Genomic DNA, 16,703 nt, shown 5'->3' with positions numbered 1-16,703 from the left:
AAACGGAGAACACGGTTTCGCGTCAACTGTTCTCAGATCGCGCTTCCGGGTGCGAGGATGCGCACGTTTTCGCCCGGACAAGTGTGTGGGGGTCTCCGTGTCGCGGTCGTCGCTCCGTCGCGCGTTCGTCCTGCTGGCCGTCCCGGCTCTGCTCGTCGCGGGGTGCGGCGGGGAGCCGGTGGACGGCGGGAGCGCGGTGGGTGGTGCGGACCCCCGGGTCGAGCTGGTGCGGCCGGGCACGCTCTCCACGTGTGTCCGGCTGCCCTTCGAACCCTTCGAGTTCCGCGACCCCGACTCCGGGGAGATCGTCGGCTTCGACATCGACCTGGGTGGGTTCATCGCCGAGGAACTCGGGGTGGAGCAGGAGATCGTCGAGACCTCCTTCGCCCGGATCACCAGTGGGGCCGACCTCGACGACGGCGTCTGCGACATCGCGATCAGCGGGGTCACCATCACCGAGGAACGGGCGCGGGACGTCGACTTCGGCGAGCCCTACTTCAACTCGAGCCAGGCCCTGCTCGCGGGCGTGCACGAGGAGATCACCGGTATGGCGGATCTGCACGGGCGTCGGCTCGGTGTCAAGGAGGGCACCACCGGCGAGGCGTACGCCGTCGACCACAACGAGCGCAACGGTTCGCTGGTGGAGCTGGTGCGGTTCCCCGACCAGACGGAACTCACCTCGGCGGTGCGCTCGGGCCTGGTCGACGCCGTGCTCTCCGACAACGGCCCGCTCTACGGGTTCGCGCGGGTCTACCGGGACACCTCGGTGAAGGTGCAGATCGACACCGGTGAGCAGTACGGGTTCGCGGTGCGCCGGGGGAACACCGCCCTGCTGGACGTGGCGAACGAGGTGCTGGCGGCGATGCGCGCCGACGGGAGGCACGTCGAACTGCACCGGACCTGGCTGGGCGTCACGCCGAACCAGCTCTGACCGGGGGGACCTCGGGCGCCGGGTGCCCGGACGCGGCCTCGACGCGCCAATGTGACCACACCGTGCCGGACGAGGGTTTCCGGCCGGCCCGCGCGTTCGTGGCAAGAAAACGCTCGATTACTCCTTTCGGGGTTACATTCTTGGTGTCGGTCGTGATATCCGTACTCCGCGTCACCATTGTTCATCCGATGGTTATTTATTTTTCCGCCGTTCGGTGCGAAGATGCAGGGCGCCGTTAATCGGGAAGTGTTCGGGAGTACGCCTTGGCAGAGCACACGCGTCGCCTGTCCGCGATCGCCCTCGTGGCATCCTCCCTCGCCGCGCTCGCCGCGTGCGGGCAACCGGGGCAGACGCTCGACGCCGCCACGCCCAGCTCGCCGGCGGTCACCCTCGTCGACGCCGGCACGCTGCTGACCTGCACACACCTTCCCTACGAGCCGTTCCAGTCCCTGGACGGCGACACCGGGGACATCGTCGGGTTCGACGTCGACCTCGGAGATCTGGTGGCCGACAGGTTGGGGCTGGAGCAGCGTGTCGTCGACGTCCCCTTCGACCGCATCACCAGCGGAGCGGCCCTCGAGGACGGGACCTGCGACATCGCCTTCGCGGGCATGACCATCACCGAGGAACGCGCGGAGGTCCTCGACTTCGGCGTCCCCTACTTCAACGCCAACCAGGCCCTGCTCGCCGACTGGGACTCCACGATCGCCGGCCTCGACGACCTGCACGGCGGGGGGAGACTCGGAGTCCAGGAGAACACCACCGGCGCCGACTACGCAGGACGGTACGCGACCGAACACGACGCCGCGCCCACGATCCACACCTACCGCGACCTGCCCGCGCTGACCCAGGCCCTGCGCGCCGGCGAGATCGACGCCGCACTCGCCGACAACGGACCCCTCTACCACTTCGCCAGGAGCCACCGGAACACCTCGGTGAAGGTCGAGATCGACACCGGCGAGCAGTACGGGTTCGCCGTGCGCAGGGGGAACACCGAACTCCTCACCGTCGCGAACGAGGTCCTGGCGGGCATCCGCCAGGACGGGCGGTACGAGGAACTGCACCGGAAGTGGTTCGGCGTGACACCGAACCAGTGGTGACCTGGGCGGCGCCGCTCGCCCAGGCGTGCCGTCACCGTCTACGGTGCGTCCAGTCCATCGGCACAACCGGATGAAATCGAGGAAAAGTACATTGCGTCGTCGTAGCGGACAGCGGAGCGGAGCCCTCGCCCCGGTAGCCCTGGTCCCCGCCCTCGCCCTGGTGCTCGCCGGGTGCGGCGGCGGTGAGCAGGGCGTCGAGGTGGATGGCGTCCCCATCGTCGAGGAGGGAGCGCTCAAGACCTGCACCCACCTGTCGTACCGGCCCTTCCAGTTCAACGAGGGTGGCGAGGTCGTCGGTTTCGACGTGGATCTCGTCGATCTGGTGGCCGAGGACCTGGGGCTCGAGCAGCAGATCGTCGACATCTCCTTCGACACCATCACCTCCGGCGCGGCCCTGGACACCGGGGAGTGCGACGTGGCCGCGGCCGGGATGACCATCACCGACGCGCGGTCGGAGAACTTCGACTTCTCCGACCCGTACTTCGACGCCAGGCAGGCGCTGATCACGACCGCCGACTCGGGCATCACCGGGGTCGACGACCTCGCGGGTGGCTCGGTCGGAGTGCAGAACGACACCACCGGCAAGGACTGGGCCGAGGCGGAACTGGCCGACGGCACCGAGATCCGCAGCTACGACGACCTGCCGCTGCTGCTGGCGGCCGTCGAGACCGGTGAGGTCGACGCGGGGATCAACGACAACGGCGTCCTGTACGACGCGGCGAACGAGAACGACACCTTCGCCGTGGTCGCCGACATCGAGACGAACGAGCAGTACGGCATCGGGGTCCGCAAGGACAACGACGCGCTGCGGGAGCGGATCAACGAGGTGCTCCAGGCGGCCAGGGAGGACGGCCGCTACGAGGAGATCTACGTGAAGTGGTTCGGCGTGGCGCCGGAGGGCGTCGGCACCGACGCCACGGTGGACGAGGACGAGGAGGCCAGCGACGAGTCCGAGGCCGCCGACGAGTCCGAGGCGTCGGGCGCCTCCGAGAGCGCCGACGCGCCCGCCCTCTCCGAGGACCCCGAGAGCTGACCCGTCGTGACCGGGGCCGGCGTGTGGACGCCGGCCCCGCCGCCTACCCGGCACCTTCTGGAGAACTGACCACATGTCGCGTGACACCGAGCTGGGCGACACCCAGCACCGGGACCAGGAACCGCCCGGTGAACCCGGCCGACGAACCCCGGCGCCCACGGCGCCTCCCCGACGACGGATGAGCAAGCGACAGCGGGCGCGGCTCTTCCGCGGCATCCAGTACGGCATCCTCGTGGTCGCGTTGCTGGTGCTCGTTCTCGCCGCTGACTGGGACAGCCTTGGACGGGCCTTCTTCGACCCCGCCGTCATCGTCAACCAGTTCCCCGAGGTCATGACGGTGGCCCTGGTCAACACGATCACCTACACCGCGATGGGCTTCGCGTTCGCCCTCGCGTTCGGTCTGGTGATCGCGCTGATGAGGCTGTCCTCGGTCGGTCCCTACCGCTGGATCGCCACCCTCTACATCGAGTTCTTCCGTGGGCTCCCGGCGCTGCTGGTGTTCCTCGCGTTGGGTGTCGGGGTCGGTTACGCCTTCGGACTCAACCTGGACCGCAGCATCTCGATCATGCTGGCGTTGGGGCTCGTCGGTGGCGCCTACATCGCGGAGACGATCCGCGCCGGTATCCAGGCGGTGCCCAAGGGGCAGGTCGAGGCGGCGCGTTCGTTGGGGATGAGCCCGGCGAGGACGATGATCACCGTGGTGATCCCGCAGGCCTTCCGGATCATCCTGCCCCCGCTCACCAACGAGCTGATCCTGCTGACCAAGGACTCGTCGCTGGCCTTCATCCTCGGCAGCACGCTCGCGCAGCACGAGCTGACCCAGTTCGCCCGCAACGCCCTGAACACCGACCGCAGTCTGACCCCGATCGTGGTGGCCGGCTTCTGCTACCTCATGATCACCCTTCCGCTGTCCTACCTGTCCCGGCGCCTGGAGCGGCGGTTCGGCAAGGGCGCGAAGACGGGACCAGGGAGGGAATGAGCATGAGCGACACCACACGACCGGTGGTCGAGATCTCCGGTCTGCACAAGAGCTTCGGTTCGCTCCAGGTCCTCAAGGGGGTCGACCTCCAGGTCAGGCGCGGGCAGGTCGTCTGCGTCATCGGACCCTCCGGCTCCGGGAAGTCGACCCTGCTGCGCTGCGTCAACCTCCTCGAGGAGCCCTCGAGCGGCAGCGTGGTGGTCAACGGGGTCGAGCTGACCGACCCGGACTGCGACATCGACGCCGCGCGGGTGCGGATCGGCATGGTGTTCCAGTCGTTCAACCTCTTCGCGCACCTGTCGGTCCTGGAGAACCTGACGGTCGCCCAGCGCAAGGTGCTCCGCCGGTCGAAGGAACAGGCCGAGGAGGTCGCCCGGCGCAACCTCGCCAGGGTGGGGCTGACCGACAAGGAACACTCGATGCCGGCGCAGCTCTCCGGTGGGCAGCAGCAGCGGGCGGCGATCGCCAGGGCGCTGTCGATGGACCCCGAGGTGATGCTGTTCGACGAGCCCACCTCGGCGCTGGACCCCGAGCTGGTCGGCGACGTCCTCGGCGTGATGCGGCAGCTGGCCGAGGAGGGCATGACGATGCTCGTGGTCACCCACGAGATGCAGTTCGCCCGTGAGGTCGCCGACCAGGTCGTCTTCATGGACGGCGGCGGGATCATCGAACAGGGCGATCCGGCCGACGTCATCGGGGCACCCAGCCACGAACGGACCCGCACCTTCCTCAGCAGGGTGCTCGACCCCACCCACCACGGGCCGAGCGACCCGACCGGGTGACCGGAACGGTGGGGGTGTCACCGGTCCGACACCCCCACCGGCTCCGGTGCCGAGTGGTGATCCGGGGTCAGCGGCGGTACACCCAGAGCGCTCCGATCAGCATCCCCAGCACCAGCACGCCGGCCAGCGCGGTCCACAACGGGAGGTCGACGACCGGGACGAGCAGCCGGATCGCCACCTCGTCGCGGTTCTGCACGATGAAGACGACCGCGAGCACGCCGAGGAGGAGGCCCACCACCAGGCGGGTCAACGACCGACGTCGAGCGCGGTCCTGGTCCTCCGCCGGCCGGGTCGGGCCGGTCCGCTCTGACCACCGCATCACGCCTCCCGGATCCGGGTCGGACGGGGCCTGGTGCGTCCGACGCTACGCCTGGACCGGAGGGCCGGCCAGCGCCGTGCCAGGGCCGAGGCCGGGCTGATCGGCGGGCGGCCGACCGCCCACGGTGGCGGCGCCTCGCGGGCTGCTGGGACGCGTGGCACTCGGGTTAGGGTGCCTGCCGTGACAGCAGCCACCCCCTCCCCAGCTCCGGTTCCCCCCGACGACACCTACCTGCGCGCGCTGAACGAGGCGACCGCGCGGGCCGTCGCGGCGGCGGAACCCCTGACGTCGCCCTTCGCCGGCGCGGACACCGAGGTCGGTCAGCTCGTGGGCGCGGAGCTGGGGCGGCACGAGGACGCGTTGCTGGCGCTCAGCCACGACCTCCACGCCCACCCCGAGGAGGGCTTCGAGGAGCACCGGTCCGCTGGCGTCGTCGCCGAGCTGGTCCGCGCGGCCGGGCACGAGGTGACCGTCGGTGTCGGCGGGCTGGACACCGCGGTGCTGGCGACCTCGGGCACCGGCGGCCCGCACATCGCCGTCCTCGCGGAGTACGACGCCCTCCCCGGGATCGGGCACGGCTGTGGGCACAACATCATCTGCTCCAGCGCGGTCGGCGCGTTCCTCGCCGCCGCCCCGGCGGTGGCGCGCACCGGCGGCCGGGTCTCGCTGCTGGGCACGCCCGCCGAGGAGGGGGGCGGCGGCAAGGAGTTCCTGGCACGGGCCGGCGTCCTCGACGACGTCGACGCCGTGGTGATGCTGCACCCGTTCTCCCACGACGTGGCGATGCACCCCTTCCTGGGGCGTCGTCAGCTGGAGATGGTCTTCCACGGAGTGGCGGCGCACGCGTCCGCCCAGCCCTTCATGGGGCGGAACGCGCTGGACGCCGCCGTGGCCGCCTACCAGGGGGTGGCCGCGTTGCGGCAGCACCTGCCCGACAGCGACCGCGCGCACGGCGTCTTCACCGACGGTGGAGCCCGGCCCAACGTCGTGCCGGACCGGGCGGCACTCCGCTTCTACCTGCGGTCCGCCCGACCCGAGACGCTGCGCGACCTGGCGGGCCGGGTGGCGGCGGTCGCGCAGGGAGCGGCGCTGGCACATGGCTGCGGTGTCGAACTCCGCTGGGACGAGCGGCCGCCCTACCTGCCGATCCGCTTCAACGAGGCCCTCGCCCGGCGCTGGGCGACGCACCAGGAGAGCCGGGGGCGACGGTCGCTGCCCCCGAACGTGGTGCCCTCCTCCCTCACCGGGTCGACCGACCTGGGCAACCTCAGCTTCCGGGTGCCGGCGATCCACCCCATGATCGCGATCGGCCACCCGGCGATCTCGATGCACACCGTGGAGTTCGCGGAGGCCGCCGCTGGCCCTTCGGGGGACCGGGCGGTGCTCGACGGCGCCTTCGGGCTCGCGATGACGGCGGTCGACTACCTCGCCGACGACGAGCTGCGCGCGGCGGTCCAGGAGGAGTTCGCGGCGGCCGGCGGCCCGTTGGACGTTCCTCGGTTCTTCGACTGACCGGTTGGGGGACACCGGCGGCCCCCCTCCTACCGTGGGGGCGCGCCGCCGGGGGCGGTCGCGGTCCGAACGGGCCGGACCGACCCGCCCTCGGCCCGGGCACCGGAACGGCCCGGTCCTGACGTCGTCCCGTGGGGCGCCTGGCGGAACGCCCGCGTTCGGGGCCTGGTGCGCGCCCGGCCCGGCCGTGGTGGTTCCCCGGGTGCCCGCGTCGGTTCGGGGACTCGGACCTGGGCGGCGTGGGGACGGGCCTCGGCGGCCTCGCGTCGCCCGGCGTCCCCCGCCGCTCCGACCGCCCCGTGCTCCCGGTGGTTCGCCGCCGTGCCCCGGTGGGCCCCCCGGTGGGCGCGGAGGTTCGGTCGGGGGCCGCGCCAGGCCCCCGGCCCCCCGCCTGGACCCCTGCCGACGTCGTGGGCCGGCCTTCCCACCAGTCCCGGCCCCGGCCCGCCCCGGCCGTCCCGGGAGGACCCACGTTCGGCTGATTGCTCGTGATCTCCCTTGTGGCGCCTCAGGTCCACCCGAAGGGTGTGCACCGGCGTACGGCACGGGGAGGTGGCGCGAATGGCTGGCCGGTGCTGCTGCCCCGTCCCCTCAGGGGCGCTGCCACGACGGATCGGTCAAGTGCCTGCGATGGGGCCGCTCCCCGAACTGAAGCGACCTCGGCGCATCGGCCCGCATGATCAGCGCGGCCGGTCGAACTCGCCTTCCTTTGCCGCAGAAAGGAATGACGTCCAGCCTTCCGGCGTAAAACGGAAGAGCGGCGTACCGGGGTTCTTTGAATCCCGAACGAAGACGGCAGCTCCGTTGACGATGCGGCACTCCACGCAGTTGTTAGAGCTATTGTCGCTATAGCTACTCTTGAACCACCCCGTGTCAGGGGAGATGGGAACGAGCATTTCCTTGCAACCTCTCTAGCTTTCGGATGACTGCTTTCTTCGTGTCGCCTGGAGTTAGTGAGAGGTCACATAGCCGCTGGAACGTGCGAAGCATTGCGGTGGTGTCCTCCCCGTCATCGTAGTAGGTGGATGGACCGTGAACTACGGACGCGAACCCAATACGAGGAACGGAGCTTCCGAACTCCAGGACTGTCAACCCTCCGCCGCGCGCCGGATTGTCCGCCGCAGTCCTCGGCAACAGCTGAATGGTTGCGTTCGGCCTGCGTTCGGCCACGTCAAGCAGGTGTTGTAGCTGCTCTCTCATGACTTCAATGTCGCCGGTCAGGTCGTCCACAGCGGCCTCGCCTACGACAAAATGAAGCCCCTTATCCTTCTTTGCTCGCCAAGTCGTCTCTTGTCGCCGGAATCGAAAGTTGGCCCGGTTCTGGCGGATGGCATCGGACGGTTCCCACCAAACGCTGTCCGCGGCGGCGAACAGGGCGTTGACGTACCTGGGCGACTGCAAAAGGCCAGGGATGACACCCGATTCGTAGCAGTGAATCTTGGTAGCGGCAGCTTCCAAGTCGGCGAACCGCTGAAACGATCCGGGCAGCAGGTCAATGTAAGCCCGGCGAGGCTGGCGCTTCCGGGCCTCCGCGCCTACGGCGATGATCGTGTCCTTGTCATCTCCTGTGACGCCGTAGAGGTCCAATAACCTGTCGAGATGGTCCGCACTCAACGTAGCAAGGCCGTCTTCGATCTTGCTGATTCGAGAATCGTCCTTCCCAATGTGCTGCCCGGCGTCAAGTTGCGATTTACCGGCCTGCTCACGTAGTCGCTTCAAGGCAAGGCCAAGTTGCCGACGCTCCACGGTCGGACGCGCGTTGACCACCGATCGACCTCCCTCAGCTCCGGGCACTTCGCAGTGTCTCGTGTGCACTGTGTCATTACCAAACGGCAGAGTTCACCCAGTCAGGGTAGTGACTAGCGGGCAAGTTGCCCCTTACCTGCGTGGGCTTGCACTCGGGAGGCGTGGACTCATGGCGATAGATCGTAGAACGCTCCTTCGGCGGACCGACGATGGCCGTCCGCCAGCCGCTCCCTCCCTGGTCAGACTCGGCAGTGGCGTCAAGGCGACCGACCTCATCCACGGTTCGGGCGGTCAAGTTGAGGGCGAGTCGAGCGGCGCGGTTCCCGTCGTCGCCAGAGGATCGAATGATCGAGTCATGGCCCGAACACCCCGTCCGTTGCTGGGAAGCCGCCGGGTGGTCGTCGGGTTCACCCAGGAAGCGCTTGCCGAGGCGCTGGGAGTCGATCGCACGACGGTCAGCCGTTGGGAGCGTGGCGCGCACGTTCCCAACCCTGGGCAACGACCCCACCTTGCCCGTGTTCTTGGTGTCACGATGGAGCGGTTGGACCACCTGCTTCTGCCCAACGCCGTGACGTGCGACGTGCCGCCCTGCGGACACGGGGCGAGGTGAAAGGCATGGGTCCGTGTTTGGTGTTCGTCGGCGCGATCGTTGTTGCTGTCCTCGCCGGGTTCGGCGGCGGCCTGCTGTGGACGGCGACTTCGGGCGCTCATTGAAGAAGAATCGGCCCGCACTTGAGGCAAGTCCTGAATATTCAACACGAAATGTTCACACACCACGTAGCCGCTAGCTCTGTTGCGGCATGAAAGGCGCGGGGAAATGTTCATCAATCAAGGAATATCGGTCGGCGCGTGGGTCAATCTGGACTCATCGTGCTCTGTTGAGAAAGACGTGTACGGAGGTGAACTGCAAATCGAATTCGGATCGCGTACCGGATCGTTGGGTATGGTGATCACGCGCGACATGGTGGACAGGTTGGTCGCCGTTCTCGCAGAGGCAGTGGCCCGGTTCCGCCAGTTGGACGAAGATGCCGAAGGTGAGCATCAGAACGCCGCGTGAAGGTGTGGCGATTCTTGCCATGCCGTCGTACGACGGTAGCGAATTTGCTGACAAACTCGCCCGGCCGTTATATGATCGAGTGGCGCGTGTCGTCGTAGATGACCACTCGTATCCGGCAGTGCGCAATCTCCGTTGCGGGTACGCAAAGAACGAATGACCGGTACGAATCGGGTGAACACCATGAAAGGCAGGGCAGAAATGGAGACAGTCACCGACCAGTCGGACGACGGCCGGACGGCCGACGCGGCTGTGTTGTTGGTCAGCATCGGTGAAGCGTCGGCGGTGACGCTGGGGCAGGGCAAGGGCAGCTCCGAGGACAAGCGGCGCGCATACAACTAACCCACGTCCGTTCTGGTGCCCGGTCCGGATTCGGGCCGGGCACCAACCATGTTCAGGACACACCACAGGAAGGCGCAGCCATGCGTTGGTTCGGGGGGTTCAGTAACCCCACGGCACCACCACGAACCCCGGCCGACAGCGGGCGGCCGTGGCCTAGCGTGCCGGGAGTCTGGACGGCCGGACAGTGGACCGGACCCGAGGTCCGCACGACGTGCACCGGCCGCCGGTTCGTCGTCGTGATCGGCCCGTGCGGCATCGCACAGGAAGACCTTGCACGGCTCGGCGCGTTTGGAGCTCCCGATGACGTCGCTTGGCGCTGGTCGGGGAGCTACACGACGGTAGAGATCACCGACGAGCACACGAAGGTGTGGACCGATCTCGGTGGAGCGTGGCCGATCTACACCATGTCGGCGGATGGTGGCGCGTATTGGGCATCGAGTTCCCGGGCGCTGGCGGGGCTGACCGACGCGGGGCTGGACCTGGACCGACTGGCCGCATGGATGCTCGCCCCAGCGGTGCCCCTGCTGTTGGCCGGACAGTCCGCGTTCACGGGAGTGGATCTTGTGCCGGCGGGGCACCGCCTGACCGTGACCCGCGACGGGATGATTCGGACGAACCGGATGTGGTCGCCTCGGCCGCGCTCGGGGTCGGCCCGTCGACGTTTGCGGGCCGAACTCGCGGCGGCTGTGGCCCTGCGAGTGGACGCCGCGTCCGCGCCGACCGTGGACCTCTCAGGCGGTTGTGACTCCACTGCGCTCGCTTTGCTGGCCCACGAATCGGCCGGCCACGGTCAAACGGTGACCGGGGTGACCGTGTATCCAGTCGGCCACCCGGCGGGCGGAGACCTGGAGTATGCACGGTTGGCGGCAGAGCGTTCCGGAATCACGCACCGTCTCATGCCCTTGGACTCCGACCACGTGCCGTACACCGCACTGAGCGCGGTCCCCGTCACAGACGAACCCGCACCGTCAACGGTCGCGCACGCACGGTTCTCCGGCCAGCTCCACTGGATGCGGGACGCACTCGGCACCGATTGCCACTTGACCGGCGACGGCGGAGACAGCCTGCTGTGCTCCCCACCGATCATGCTCGCCGACCTCTTGGCGACCGGGCACCACCGGCGGGGGCTAATCGAGACGATTCGATGGGCCAGGCTGCGACGACTCCCGGTATGGCCATTGCTGACATCGGCCTACCGCTCCGCGCGCACCACTCGTGCGGGCGCGCTGGCGAGCCTGTCCGTTGACCTGTTCACGGGCGCGCGGAAACCCACGGATGGGGATATCGCTTGGTGCGCAACGGAATTGGTACCACCGTGGGCCACCTACGACGCGCGGTCACGGGCTGTGGCCGTCGCGTCAGCGATGACCGAACAGGCAGACCAGCCTCCGATCGGCTTGTTCGCCGCGACCGTGGCAGCCGAAGGGATAGCCGACGTGGGCCGCTCCGCACGCGCCGACATTCAGTTGGCCGAAGCGGCCGGAGTGCCGCTGCACAATCCGTTCACCGACTCTCGCGTAGTTGACGCCTACCTGTCGCTTCCTCTGGACGAGCGACCCGGCCCCGCCGACTACAAACCGATACTGCGGGATGCTCTGGCCGACCTGTTCCCCGCCGCACTGGCCGCGCGGACCACCAAAGGTGATTTCAACTCCGACCACTACCACGGAATGCGCGCGAACCTGAACGAACTTCACGCCCTGGTGGACGGCCGGTTGGCCGCGCTGGGCCTCGTGAACCCCGCGGAGTTCCGGCGCACGCTGACGATGACAGCGGCCGGACTGCCCGTCGCCTTCTCCACGGTGGAACCCGCAGTAGCGGCGGAAGTGTGGCTACGCGCCTTGGCCGACGCGCCGAACGTGGCGTGGACACCGGCAGCAGCCACGAAGGAGGCCAGGTGAAGCGGCACCGGTACATCACCGTTCCTGAACACGTCCGCGCCGTCGACGTCGGCCCGGCAACGGTGATCGTGAACTACGGCAACGGCCGCGTAGAGACGCTGATCGGTCCGGCCGCACGCTGGTGGGGCGAAGCGACAACCACCGGCAACGGCGACGCGCGCGGCGTGCTGGACGGACTGGCAGCACAGACGTTGCGTCGCCAACTCCTGGCCGCCGGACTGATCGTGCCGACGTTCCCGCACCGACCGGGGCGACCTACGGCCGCCGGGCCGTCGTGGGTGCCCAGCTGGGGCACACAGGAGATGGCGGCCGGACGCGCCGAGCCGGTTCGCGTGCCGTTCGGGGCGACGGTGCGTGCGGGCGCGGCCCTGGCTGTCGTGCTCGGCGTGCTGGCGGCAGGCCGTAGGCACCGACGCATGGCACGGCTGATGTGGCTACTGACGCGGATGGTCCGGCGCGGCACCGGTAGCGCCACCGCCGATCAAGCTTGCCAAGCCGTCAACGCGGTACGGCGGGCGGGGCTGGTCGCACCGGGACGCGTGGCCTGCCTGGAAGAATCAGCGGCCGTCGTGGTGATGCTGGCCGCGTCCCGCCAACGGGTGACGTGGTGCCACGGCGCGGCGGCCGACCCCGTCCGGCTTCACGCATGGGTGGAAACTGATGACGGACACCGGGTGGCCGAGCCGCCATCCACGGCGCGGTTCGCCGTGCTGCGCACCATCCCGGAACGTGACAGCGGAGGTGAGAACGATTAGCGAGCAAGGCGAACCGATCGTGTGGATTCGTGGGAAGCGTGCCGGACTCGGCCCGTTCTCCGGTGACCTGGTGGACTTGTACTGGCAGTGGGAACAGGACCCGGGCGTGTTGATCGGCTACGGCCGTCAGACACCGGACTCGCTGGAAAACCGCCGGGAAGGATTCCAGCACCAAGCGCGCGGCACCGATGACCAACTCAGGTTCACCGTCTACGACATGACCACCAACCCGCCGACGCCCGTCGGCACCACGGCCGTCCTCATCGATCACCACGTCCGGACCGGCGAATTCGTGATCCAACTCCGCCCGGACAGCAGGGGTAACGGCATAGGCACCGAAGCAACCCGCCTCACGCTGGACTACGCCTTCCACATCACGAACCTGCGGTGTGTCCACCTGGCGGTCTTGTCCCCGAACACGGCAGCCATCCGAGCCTATGAGAAGGCCGGGTTCCGCAAGATCGGCGAGCGCCGACAGTCCGGATACTGGCTCGGGCAGCCCTCCAACGAAACGCTTATGGACGCCATCCCGGCCGACTTCCCCGGCCCGTCCGTCGTGCGACACATCGTTGAACCGGCCCTGTAGGACTCCGGACAGGCCCAGCGGCGGGACGGCACCCGGTGGCCGGCCTGCTCGGCGGCTTCGCGGCCGCGGGTGCGGGTTACTCGACGTCCGTGCTGGTCACGAGCCTCGACGCGCTGTTCGCCGGCATCACCGACAGTGTCGTGTCCTCCCTGGCCCAGCCGGGCACCGAGGTGACGGCCCTGTCCAACTACTACGTGAACGTCGTCTCGGCGGTCGTGCTCAGCCTGCTGGTCGGGGTGGTCATCACCCGGGTCGTGGAGCCGGGTCTGGAGCGGTCCGGATTCCCCCGGTCACCGGTGGTGGAGGACGACCCGCCCACCGGCCCCGCGGACCCGCCCGTCGACCTGGACCAGGTGTCCCCGACGGTCACCGCCGCCGAGCGGCGTGGTCTCGCCGCCGCCGGCCTCGCGCTGCTCACCCTCGTGGCCATGTTGGGGGCCCTCGCCCTGTGGCCCTCGTCGCCGTTGCGCGCCGAGGACGGCGGTTACCTGCCGTCGTCACCGCTGTTGTCCTCGGTCACCACGCTGACCTTCCTGGCGTTCGCCGTGCCGGCCATCGCGTACGGGGCGACCACCGGTGCGATCCGGACCTCGGCCGATGTCCCCCGCCTGGTGGGGCTGGCCGTGCGTGACCTGTCCGGTTTCATCGTGCTGGCCTTCGCCCTCGGCCAGTTCGTCGCGCTGTTCGGCTGGACGAACATCGGCACCTGGCTCGCGGTGCGCGGCGCGGAGTTCCTGCGCGGCAGCGGGCTGGAGGGGTACCCTGCCCTGGTCGGGTTCGTCCTGCTGGCCTCCGTGCTGAACCTCCTCATCATCTCCGGGTCGAGCCTGTGGACGCTGCTGGCCTCGGTGTTCGTGCCGATGTTCCTGCTGGTGGGCTTCGAGCCCGGCTTCACGCAGGCGCTGTTCCGGGCGGGCGACTCCGTCACGCAGGTGATCACCCCGATGAACCCCTACGTGATCGTGCTGCTCACCTTCGTCCGCCGGTACCAGCCCACCGCCGGGCTCGGCACGGTGATCGCGCGGATGCTCCCCTTCGTCGTCCCCTTCTGGGTGGCGTGGCTCGGGATCCTGACGCTCTTCTACGTGGCCGAGCTGCCGCTGGGACCGGGAATGGGCGTCCTTGTCGGGGAGTGATCCGCCAGCGGCGGTACGGGCGAGCCGGCAATAGCGATCTTCACCGGTCGGCGCAAGCGTGTCGGGCTCACTCCTTGGAGTGGAGCAGCCCCGGTGCTCAGGCGCTACGAGTGAGTAGAGCAGAGCATCGATGCGGAAGTTGGACGTGGGAAAGGAGAACACTGTGGGACAGCGTCGTGGGTACCTGTCAGTGCTGATCGGCCTGTCGGCCGCATCCGTCCTCGTCGCCCCGACCGCGTACGCGGAGGCGGTGAACGGGTCGACGGCCAGCGAGTCCCCAACCGGTACGTCGACCCACGGGGAGCTGGCCGAGGAGGAGAGGGCACTCGGACTCGGAACGCTCCGCGACCAGATCCACGGTCTCGTCGCGGACCAGCTGGGAATCAGCTCGGTGTCGGTGGAGGACGAGCACCACCTCGTCGACGACCTCGGGGCCACCGAGGAGGACACCGCCAGCATCGTGGACGGGGCGGAGGCCACCTACGGCGTCCAGCTGCTCCAGCTGGACGTGCGGGAACTCAGCGATGTCGGATCCCTCGTCCTGCTGGTGCGGGACAAGCTGGTGTCCGTGCTGAACGGTGACGCGCTGTCGACGGATGGTGGCGCGACGAGTGAGGTGGCATCCAGGCCCGCGGGGTGACGGTGGTGAGCGGGGGGTGAACCCGGGTTCTCCCCCGACGTGCGTGCCGGCACCGGTCCGGCCGGCCGGTACGCGTACGGAGGTCCTGAGCACACGAGCCCAGGACCTCCGTGTTCGTTCGGGAGCCGTGGTCGCCAGGAGGACCGGCGTGGCCGGGGCTCCGATGACCCCGTGATGCGGGCGGTCAGGCGTCCCCGCGGGGTTCACCAGGTCGCGGGTGTGACGCCTGGCTCCGAACGCCGGTACCGGACGTGGTCGCCCAGCACGGCGACAGGACAGCGCGGTGGCGGCCGGTACCCGTCAGCCGAGGAGCCGCGCCGGACTTCCTGTCCGTGGCCGTGTCCGGCGATCCCCCGCCCTGCTCGTCGATCGGACGACGTCGTGCACGCCGGACGGGAACAACGCCCGCCCGAGTTCGTGGCTCCCAGGGTGCGCGGGAGGCTCCCCCTGGTCGAGGATCCCGAACCACGGGTGCGCCGAGCGTTGCCGGGGTGGGTTGCCCGTGCTGGGCGGACCGGACGTTGGCGCGCCCGGGTTCCGGCGTTGGGCCACCGGCGTGCCGCCAGTGCCGGCCAGCTCGTACCGTCGCGGAGCGACAGCGACGACGCGTGCGGGACGTCCCCCACCACCTTGACCGTGGCTCGGCACGGAACGGCCTCGCACGGCGGTTGGGAAAGCGCCGTCCGATGAAACGGAAAGCCTTCTCCCACACGGCTGGATCGAGCCGTGTGGTTCGGAAGTGCCTGGTGGTGGCCATTGGTCGCCACCACCAGTGTTAGTGGCGCTCACCCCTTGGCGTGGAAGCAGGGGAGTCACGGAGCGCGCTTGTCCCGCTACGCGGAGTATCTGGATGGGTTGCCCACCGAGAGGAGAGAACCTGTGTGGCAGTTTCGCAAGGAGTTGGTAGTCGCCGTCGCGGCGGCCGCGTCGAGCCTGTTCCTGGCGCCGCTCACGTCGGCGGTGGCGGCCGAGGGACCGGCCGCTGAGGTCGCCGGCACCCCGGTGTCCGGTGTGGGGACGAGCTCGCCACGGTCTGACGCGGGTTCCGCCGTGGCGAGACACGACGCGCGCCCGAGAGAACCCTTGTTGGACGAGGTACGGGAGGAGGTGCACGGCATCATCTCCGCGCGTCTCGCCGTTCCGAGGCGGGAGATCGACGACTCCCTCCACCTGCGTCGGGACCTCGGCGCGACAGCCGAGGATCTGGCTTCGATCAGCCGCTCGGTCGAGGAACGCTACGAGGTCACCCTGCTGGCGGACGAGGTCGCCGCGTTGCAGAGCGTCGGGGATCTGGTCCACCTCGTGGGGGACAAGGTCGTCCACGCACTGCTCGACGTGGTGATCTCGGAGACCTCGGAGACCTCGGAGACCTCGGAATCGTCGGTCTCCGGCGGAGGGTGCGGCTGCGCGCCGTGCTCACCCTGCTTGCCCGGCGACCCGGGTGGCCCCGGTGATCCGAGCGATCCGGGTGACCCGAGCGACCCGGGTGATCCGAGCGACCCGGGTGATCCGAGCGACCCGGGCGCCCCCGGTGACCCGGGCGCCCCCGGTGACCCGGGCGCCCCCGGTGACCCGGGCGACCCCGGTGACCCGAGCGACCCGGGAGACCCGAGCGACCCGGGAGACCCCGGTGACCCCGGTGACCCGAGCGACCCGGGGAAGCCCGGCAAGCCGGGGAAGCCCGGCAAGCCCGGCAAGCCGGGTGAGGGCGACGGTTGCGAGTGCCTGCCGGGTTCGCCGTCCAAGCCCAAGGACATGAGCTCGGACGGACGACTCTGATCCCACCCGTTCGTGCGCTGGGACTGGCGCTCGTGCCAGCCCTCCCAGCGGGTACGTGGCCATCGGCTGACAGCCGGTGGCCATGTGCGCGTTCGGCTGGAGGCGTGG

At 69.2% G+C, this 16,703-nt stretch carries 17 protein-coding genes and 1 pseudogene; 15 read left to right on the top strand and 3 right to left on the bottom strand.

Features of this window, described 5'->3' with window-relative positions:
- Window positions 1-97 precede the first annotated feature (97 nt).
- The 5 genes from ACOJVX_RS25400 (at window position 98) to ACOJVX_RS25380 (ending at window position 4,825) form a co-directional block, all read left to right on the top strand.
- A complete protein-coding gene (locus ACOJVX_RS25400; RefSeq protein WP_026417900.1) occupies window positions 98-931 on the top strand; it encodes an ABC transporter substrate-binding protein in 834 nt (277 codons plus the stop codon).
- 263 nt (window positions 932-1,194) lie between these two features.
- Entirely contained in the window at window positions 1,195-2,031 is an 837-nt protein-coding gene (locus tag ACOJVX_RS25395; RefSeq protein ID WP_026417901.1) for a transporter substrate-binding domain-containing protein, read from the top strand.
- Window positions 2,032-2,122: 91 nt separating this feature from the next.
- Window positions 2,123-3,064 carry a transporter substrate-binding domain-containing protein gene (locus tag ACOJVX_RS25390; protein WP_245588715.1) on the top strand — a complete coding sequence of 314 codons (942 nt, stop codon included), beginning with the start codon at window positions 2,123-2,125 and terminating at the stop codon, window positions 3,062-3,064.
- Window positions 3,065-3,242: 178 nt separating this feature from the next.
- Complete coding sequence (locus ACOJVX_RS25385) at window positions 3,243-4,043, top strand: amino acid ABC transporter permease (protein WP_026417902.1); 801 nt, start codon at window positions 3,243-3,245, stop codon at window positions 4,041-4,043.
- On the top strand, window positions 4,040-4,825 hold the full coding sequence (locus tag ACOJVX_RS25380; RefSeq protein ID WP_372492983.1) for an amino acid ABC transporter ATP-binding protein: 786 nt from the start codon (window positions 4,040-4,042) through the stop codon (window positions 4,823-4,825). The genes ACOJVX_RS25385 and ACOJVX_RS25380 overlap by 4 nt, the downstream gene beginning before the upstream one ends.
- 67 nt (window positions 4,826-4,892) lie before the next feature.
- Here ACOJVX_RS25380 and ACOJVX_RS25375 read toward each other — a convergent pair whose 3' ends face one another.
- Window positions 4,893-5,144 carry a lipopolysaccharide assembly protein LapA domain-containing protein gene (locus tag ACOJVX_RS25375; RefSeq protein ID WP_051313573.1) on the bottom strand — a complete coding sequence of 84 codons (252 nt, stop codon included), beginning with the start codon at window positions 5,142-5,144 and terminating at the stop codon, window positions 4,893-4,895.
- Between the two features lie 180 nt (window positions 5,145-5,324).
- Between ACOJVX_RS25375 and ACOJVX_RS25370 the strand changes: the two genes are divergently transcribed.
- On the top strand, window positions 5,325-6,656 hold the full coding sequence (locus tag ACOJVX_RS25370) for a M20 family metallopeptidase (protein ID WP_026417905.1): 1,332 nt from the start codon (window positions 5,325-5,327) through the stop codon (window positions 6,654-6,656).
- Between the two features lie 680 nt (window positions 6,657-7,336).
- Here the strand turns inward: ACOJVX_RS25370 and ACOJVX_RS25365 are convergent.
- Both ACOJVX_RS25365 and ACOJVX_RS25360 read right to left on the bottom strand, forming a co-directional pair.
- The gene (locus ACOJVX_RS25365) at window positions 7,337-7,552 is read right to left on the bottom strand and encodes a DUF397 domain-containing protein (RefSeq protein ID WP_418154777.1); all 216 of its coding nucleotides are present in this window, start codon (window positions 7,550-7,552) and stop codon (window positions 7,337-7,339) included.
- Window positions 7,530-8,423 (bottom strand): helix-turn-helix domain-containing protein, encoded by an 894-nt coding sequence (locus ACOJVX_RS25360; RefSeq protein WP_418154778.1) that lies wholly within the window; start codon window positions 8,421-8,423, stop codon window positions 7,530-7,532. Before ACOJVX_RS25360 ends, ACOJVX_RS25365 begins: the two co-directional genes overlap by 23 nt.
- On the opposite strand from ACOJVX_RS25360, the gene ACOJVX_RS25355 reads away from it, so the two are divergent.
- From ACOJVX_RS25355 to ACOJVX_RS25315, 9 genes and pseudogenes are all read left to right on the top strand, one after another.
- Window positions 8,320-9,012, top strand: a complete 693-nt coding sequence (locus ACOJVX_RS25355) for a helix-turn-helix transcriptional regulator (protein ID WP_422647138.1) — start codon at window positions 8,320-8,322, stop codon at window positions 9,010-9,012. The two genes, ACOJVX_RS25360 and ACOJVX_RS25355, sit on opposite strands and share 104 nt — an antisense overlap.
- A gap of 207 nt (window positions 9,013-9,219) precedes the next feature.
- Window positions 9,220-9,459 (top strand): hypothetical protein, encoded by a 240-nt coding sequence (locus ACOJVX_RS25350; RefSeq protein WP_418154780.1) that lies wholly within the window; start codon window positions 9,220-9,222, stop codon window positions 9,457-9,459.
- 198 nt (window positions 9,460-9,657) lie between these two features.
- On the top strand, window positions 9,658-9,798 hold the full coding sequence (locus tag ACOJVX_RS25345; protein ID WP_418154781.1) for an albusnodin family lasso peptide: 141 nt from the start codon (window positions 9,658-9,660) through the stop codon (window positions 9,796-9,798).
- 80 nt (window positions 9,799-9,878) lie between these two features.
- Entirely contained in the window at window positions 9,879-11,699 is a 1,821-nt protein-coding gene (locus ACOJVX_RS25340) for an albusnodin/ikarugamycin family macrolactam cyclase (protein WP_418154782.1), read from the top strand.
- Window positions 11,696-12,454 carry a lasso peptide biosynthesis B2 protein gene (locus ACOJVX_RS25335; RefSeq protein ID WP_422647137.1) on the top strand — a complete coding sequence of 253 codons (759 nt, stop codon included), beginning with the start codon at window positions 11,696-11,698 and terminating at the stop codon, window positions 12,452-12,454. Before ACOJVX_RS25340 ends, ACOJVX_RS25335 begins: the two co-directional genes overlap by 4 nt.
- On the top strand, window positions 12,429-13,040 hold the full coding sequence (locus ACOJVX_RS25330; protein ID WP_418154784.1) for a GNAT family N-acetyltransferase: 612 nt from the start codon (window positions 12,429-12,431) through the stop codon (window positions 13,038-13,040). Before ACOJVX_RS25335 ends, ACOJVX_RS25330 begins: the two co-directional genes overlap by 26 nt.
- A 29-nt stretch (window positions 13,041-13,069) precedes the next feature.
- A pseudogene (locus ACOJVX_RS25325) lies at window positions 13,070-14,176 on the top strand (AbgT family transporter); the annotation flags it as partial.
- Window positions 14,177-14,339: 163 nt separating this feature from the next.
- Complete coding sequence (locus tag ACOJVX_RS25320) at window positions 14,340-14,816, top strand: acyl carrier protein (RefSeq protein ID WP_337662232.1); 477 nt, start codon at window positions 14,340-14,342, stop codon at window positions 14,814-14,816.
- A gap of 879 nt (window positions 14,817-15,695) precedes the next feature.
- Window positions 15,696-16,595 (top strand): acyl carrier protein, encoded by a 900-nt coding sequence (locus tag ACOJVX_RS25315; protein WP_418155742.1) that lies wholly within the window; start codon window positions 15,696-15,698, stop codon window positions 16,593-16,595.
- Window positions 16,596-16,703 lie beyond the last annotated feature (108 nt).

Origin of the sequence: Actinoalloteichus caeruleus (assembly GCF_049311605.1) — a bacterium.
GTDB lineage: Bacteria > Actinomycetota > Actinomycetes > Mycobacteriales > Pseudonocardiaceae > Actinoalloteichus_B > Actinoalloteichus_B caeruleus.
Note: the sequence above shows the minus strand (reverse complement) of the source record. Positions and strands in the feature narration are given on the sequence as shown.